We start from the raw sequence: 2700 nt of genomic DNA on the forward strand, positions 1-2700 counted from the left end.
CGTCCTGGCATTTCTCACTATGAGCTATGTCGGCAATGATGAGATTATAAAGCGAAACAGGCAGCGTGTTAATAAAATCGGAAGAAAATCTTTCTGCATCTTTTGGGGAAGCTTTATTGTGGCAGCTTTATCGTTTTATTTTCTCCTTTATTAATGAATAGCCTATCGACAGAAATGTATTATGATCCCAATGGAATGCCCATTTATTACTAATAAAACGATTTACCAATGTTAAAAATAAAGTTAGTTTCACTAATATCAATTGTATCTACATTGTTAATTAGCCAGATGCAGTTATCTTGCATCCCCGGATTTGACACGATACATTCCATAAGGGTTAGAAATTGCACCAGCGACACATTACTTATAGGTGGATCTTTATATAACAGCATTGATAGTGTAGATGCTTTTTTAGAAGCGAGTAATGATACAGCATTTTCAAGTTTTACCAGTATTAACGAGTCCGGCCATTTGAATATTCATGGAAATCTCATTTTACCAGACTCGATTGGCAGAACAACATATTCGTCTTTATTTAATCACAATCATACAGGATACTTATTCATAATTAAATTAAGCAATGCAAGAAAATATACATGGGTTGATATATGCAAACACAAACTTTATGACATAAAAGTAGTAACTGCAGATGATGAATTACAAAACAACAACAAGATTATAGAAGTTTATAGTTCTAAATAGAATTATAGTTACCAGGTCTCTGAGAATAATCGGAAGAATCCATGGAATATAAAAGACATTTGACGACAGAGGAGTTTGACTTAGTTAAATACTTAGCCAAAAAAGCTGACTATCATCTAAGTCATGATTGGGTAAATCATGTAAAGGCTTATCCTCTTACAAAAGATAGAATTGGAAGCATTGCGTTTATTGATGAAGGTGAGAAGGAATATACTCCTCAAGAATGTACAGAAATATCATGTTGCCGATTCTACGATTCAGATGGAATCGAAGTAGTTGCTTATTTACTTGTTGATTCTTATCGTTCGCTTAGAGAATTGGATTTATGGAAAGTCGATTATTCTTCAATATGTAGAATTCCTTCTGTAGATAACATGATGGATGTTGTACAAATTTAGACAGTCATGGCTATAAAATGGGAGCCATTGTAGTTTTCTGAATTTATCATTGGTTGTGTTATAGGCGGAATCGTCGAATCTTGTTGGTGGCAGTTAGAATAGCGGGCTGCCATAAAGACGCCATGAAATAAAACTTCTTTTTCTTGTTGTTAACAACATTTCTTCGTATATTTGTGCAGAAATGCTGTAGAAGTTGGTGTGTACAGAGTTTGGACAAGAGGGACTGTTATGAAATATCCTAAATGATAATTATGGGGCATAATATATGCATATACTTATTTGCAATACTCCTTATCTTTGCGTCATGCGATAATTGTTATAATAAACGATTAGAGCCAAATGTAGAAATAATAGATGCCGAGTTGCGAAATGCTATTCTTGAATACGACTCCATCATAAGGCATCAATTTAAGGATGAAAAATACATACTATCTTTATCCGAGAAAACTGGCAACGGGATTGAAAGTGGAGTGTATAGAGTAGGAACAAATGGCAATAGCCTTCAATATCCACAATTAAAATATTCTTTTTAAACACATGTTACATAATTTTTGTCTTTACACATTTATTGTCGCTCTCCTATTTATTTCATGCGACACGAAAGATACCAAGTATTTAGTTGCTAATATTGAAATAGACAGTAAAGAATTAAAAAGCGCAATATTAGAATATGACAGTATAATACACCGGGATCCAAAGTTTTTGGCAGGAACTCCAGACGGTAATTATCTGCTTACTGTCTACGAGCGGAATATCAACGACTCTGTGACAAACTACGCTATTTCTTTCAGTTTCGATACTTGGCTTATGCAAGGAGAGCCTGTATGGCTTGCTTATGTAGGTGGAAAACTTGTTGTTTTCTATCCATCAAGCACCTATCATGGGATATTGTCTACAGATAAACGGATCCATAAGGAAATAGCGCGCAGATACTTTCCATCAGAGTACAAACTCTTATCAAAAGGAAAGCCTTTAGACTGTTTTAGCTTCAATGATAGTCCATCATTGGTATTGACATTCCATAAAGGCAAACTTGTTACAAAAAAATTATCTATGGGCATTTAATTGACATGCAGAAATTATGGGAGGAAAATTCTTGGAAAAAATATATTTCGCATATCATGCTCTTGTGTTTTATAGTGTCTTCTTGTCAGGGTGTATTTTACATCGACTTAGGAAACCACTACGCTTGGGCTGGAGGATAGTTGGGCATTGTTTCAATACAGAAACTGAGTCGGAGGCAGGAGTATTCTATAACCATAGTAACCAGTTGCCATAAGTCCATTTAAATGTTTTAATCCAAGAAATTATGTTGGTAAAGAAATATCTGGAGCTTTTATATTTCGGTATCTATTTTTCTGTTTGGAGGTTCGACCGCTTTTGCAATAGAGCCTTGAACCCTCTTGGTAGGTGGCTACTTGTTATAATTCCTAATCTCTTTCCGTTTATTAAAAGAAATCTGAGGAAGCAGGGCCGAACTCCTGAGCAGAATGCAGATTATATACTGCAACATAATTCTAAATTAAGCGATGCTAATGTTGGACACTTATTTGAAAGTGGGATAGGAACACTTCTTTCTGTATTTTATTGTTTCGTCTTA

At 34.7% G+C, this 2700-nt stretch carries 4 protein-coding genes; all 4 read left to right on the top strand.

The features are described 5' to 3' along the window. Positions 1–228: 228 nt before the first annotated feature. Positions 229–702, top strand: a complete 474-nt coding sequence (locus tag BM114_RS14215) for a hypothetical protein (protein ID WP_143089357.1) — start codon at positions 229–231, stop codon at positions 700–702. A gap of 41 nt (positions 703–743) precedes the next feature. Next, positions 744–1100 (top strand): DUF6984 family protein, encoded by a 357-nt coding sequence (locus tag BM114_RS13920; RefSeq protein WP_092114326.1) that lies wholly within the window; start codon positions 744–746, stop codon positions 1098–1100. A 537-nt stretch (positions 1101–1637) separates the two neighbouring features. Further along, complete coding sequence (locus BM114_RS13925) at positions 1638–2165, top strand: hypothetical protein (RefSeq protein WP_092114328.1); 528 nt, start codon at positions 1638–1640, stop codon at positions 2163–2165. 244 nt (positions 2166–2409) lie between these two features. Beyond that, positions 2410–2700 (top strand): hypothetical protein (locus BM114_RS14555; RefSeq protein WP_218151497.1); only part of this gene is annotated, 291 nt, incomplete at its 3' end.

Source organism: Prevotella sp. KH2C16 (assembly GCF_900113305.1).
Lineage (GTDB): Bacteria > Bacteroidota > Bacteroidia > Bacteroidales > Bacteroidaceae > Prevotella.

Coding starts and splice junctions, on each gene's coding strand:
- BM114_RS14215 (WP_143089357.1), top strand. CDS start 229: ATGTTAAAAATAAAGTTAGTTTCACTAATATCAATTGTATCTACATTG.
- BM114_RS13925 (WP_092114328.1), top strand. CDS start 1,638: ATGTTACATAATTTTTGTCTTTACACATTTATTGTCGCTCTCCTATTT.
- BM114_RS13920 (WP_092114326.1), top strand. CDS start 744: ATGGAATATAAAAGACATTTGACGACAGAGGAGTTTGACTTAGTTAAA.